Source organism: Microbacterium xerophyticum (assembly GCF_053543555.1).
On sequence record NZ_JBLVOB010000005.1, the window covers coordinates 358,393 to 361,184 of the forward strand.

A 2,792-nucleotide genomic window follows, 5' to 3' on the forward strand; every position below is an offset into this window, starting at 1 on the left:
CCGCGGCGGTCGGCCGCGACGGCGTGCATGACCTCGAGGAACGCCACCGCGAAGTAGTCGGCGACGACCACGCCGTCGAAACCCCAGCGCTCCCGCAGCAGATCAGTGAGGTACTCCGCGCTGGAGCCGAGCGGCACACCGTCGATCTCGGCGTAGGAGTTCATGACCGATCGTGCGCCGCCGTCGAACAGCGCCATCTCGAACGGCGGCAGGAACACGTCCGCGATCTCCCGCGGTCCCGCGGACACCGGAGCGTGATTGCGCCCGGCGCGCGAACCCGAGTACCCGACGAAGTGCTTCAACGTGGCATGCACGCCGGCGGACTGCAGACCGGTGACGTACGAGGTGCCGAGCACGCCGACGACGTACGGGTCCTCCGCGATGCATTCGTCCACGCGTCCCCAGCGGGGATCGCGGATGACGTCGAGGACAGGTGCGAGACCCTGATGGATGCCGAGCTCCCGCATCGACTCCCCGATCGAGGCGGCCATCTCCTGCACGAGGTCGGGGTCGAACGTCGCGCCCCAGGCCAACGGTGTGGGGAAGGCCGCAGCCTTCCATGCCGCGAGACCTGTGAGGCATTCCTCGTGCACGAGGGCGGGGATGCCCAGTCTCGTCTCGCGCTTGAGACGCCGCTGCTCCGCCCAGAGCCACGCGGCGCGCTCGGCCGGCTCGACAGGGCGGGTCCCGTACACGCGCGTGTAGTGGCCGAGACCGTTCCTGGTCACGTCCTCCAGCTGGCCGCCGTCCTGCTGGCCGGCCGCCATCTCGGACTGCATCGGTGCGACGACGCCGTTCTGGTCGAGCCAGTACCCGACGATCTGCGCGAGCTTCTCCTCGAGCGTCATCTGCGCGTGCAGCGCACGCACTCGCTCCGACACTGCGGGCATGGCGGGAACTCCCGCGTTGGTATCCGACACGGATCTCTCTTTCATCTCTGCTCAGACCTATGTGGTCGAATCAGCCCTTGACCGCGCCGGTGAGCCCACCGACGATCCGACGCTCGAACATGCTGAAGAAGATCAGCGCGGGCAGCATCGACAACGACGTGTACGCGAGCACCCTCGCGGTGTCGACCGAGTACTGCGACGAGAAGTTCTGCACCCCGAGCGGGAGGGTGAACAGACTCGCATCGTTGAGGATGAACAGCGGCAGCATGTATCCGTTCCACGATCCGATGAACGCGAGGATGCCCACCGTGATCACGCCGGGCAGGCTCAGCGGAATCACCATCCTCCAGAAGAACCCGAGCCTGGAGGCGCCGTCGATGGATGCCGCTTCCTCCAGCTCCTTCGGGATGGCCCGCAGGAACGGCACCAGGATGATGATCGTGGTCGGCAGGGCGAAGGCGATCTGCGGCAGGATGATGCCGCCGAGGCTGTTGACCAGGCCGAGGTTGCGGATCAGCAGGTACAGCGGTGTGATCGCCACCGTGATCGGGAACATCAGACCCGCTGCGAAGAACGAGTACATGATGGCCTTGCCGCCGAAGTCGTACCGGGCGATGACGTAGCTGGCCATCACACCGAGGATGACGGCGCCGAGCGTGGTGCCGACTGCGGCGATCGTCGAGTTGACCATCGCGGTCCAGAACTCGCTGCTGCCGAGCACGTCGGTGTAGTTGCCGATCTCCCACGGCGCTGGCCAGCCGGACGGGTCGGTCGTGATCTGCGAGTTCGTGCGGAATCCGCCGATGATGATGTAGAGGATCGGCGTGATGCAGACCGTGATCAGGATCAACGCGACCAGGTAGACGCCGGGGCTCCCCCATCGCACACCGGATGGTGAGCGTCGGCGTCCGCGCGGCCCGATGGCCTGAATGGCCACGGAGGTCTTCAGAGTGTCGGTCATCGCCGGCGCCCCTTTCGGCTGTCACCCGTCAGCGCGCCCTCGGTGTCGCGGCGGAGCACGAACCGCTGGTACACGAGAGCGACGACGAGTGAGATGAGGAAGAGCATCACGGCGACCGCGTTGCCGTAGCCGTAGCTTCCGGCCAGATGCCCGTTCTGGTACATGTAGGTGGCCATCGTCGATGTGCCGGCGGTCGCCGCGATGTACTGGCCCCAGATGATGTTGACGAGGTCGAACAGCTGCAGCGAGCCGATGATCGACAGGAAGGCCCAGATGCGGATGGTCGGTCCGAGCAGCGGAAGAGTGATGCTCCACTGCGACTTCCAGAATCCGGCGCCGTCGATGGCCGCCGCCTCGTAGAGCTCTTCGGGGATGGACTGCATACCGGCGAGCATGAGGATGACGGCGAAGCCGATGTACTTCCACGTGATGATGATCATCAGCGACCACATCGCGATCGCCGGATCCGCGATCCACGAGTTCTGCAGCGCGCCGAGGCCCACCTTCTCGAGGAGGGAGTTCAGCGCCCCGGCATCCTGGAGCATCAGGCTCCAGCCGGTTCCGACCACCACCTCGGCGATCACGTACGGGGCGAAGATCAGCACGCGGATCACGGAGCGTCCGCGGATCTTCTGGTTCAGCAGAAGTGCGAACAGGATCGCGATCGGCCCTTGCATGAGCAGCGAGAGGACGACGATCGTGAAGTTGTGCCCCACGGCTGCGCGGAACGTGTCGTCCTGCAGCATGAGGGCGTAGTTGTCGAGTCCGACGAACTCGGTGGGCCAGCCGTAGCCGTTCCATTTGAAGAAGCCGTAGAACGCGGCCATCATCACCGGGAAGATGACGAAGCCGACGAAGATCAGCAGTGCGGGTCCCGCCAGGAGCGCGATCTCGCCACGTTTGCGCCAGTCGGGACGCCGCGGCGCGCGGTGTCGGGACCG

The 2,792-nt window shown here is 65.8% G+C and carries 3 protein-coding genes; all 3 read right to left on the reverse strand.

Translation table 11 applies throughout. From position 1 onward, the window contains the following. A partial coding sequence (locus ACNPNP_RS06250; RefSeq protein ID WP_448965181.1) for a glycoside hydrolase family 3 protein occupies positions 1–935 on the reverse strand: 935 nt, incomplete at its 3' end. A gap of 25 nt (positions 936–960) precedes the next feature. Beyond that, complete coding sequence (locus ACNPNP_RS06255) at positions 961–1,851, reverse strand: carbohydrate ABC transporter permease (RefSeq protein ID WP_052166697.1); 891 nt, start codon at positions 1,849–1,851, stop codon at positions 961–963. Then, the coding region (locus ACNPNP_RS06260) for a carbohydrate ABC transporter permease (protein WP_448965182.1) at positions 1,848–2,792 on the reverse strand (945 nt) is incomplete at its 5' end. The genes ACNPNP_RS06255 and ACNPNP_RS06260, both read right to left, overlap by 4 nt.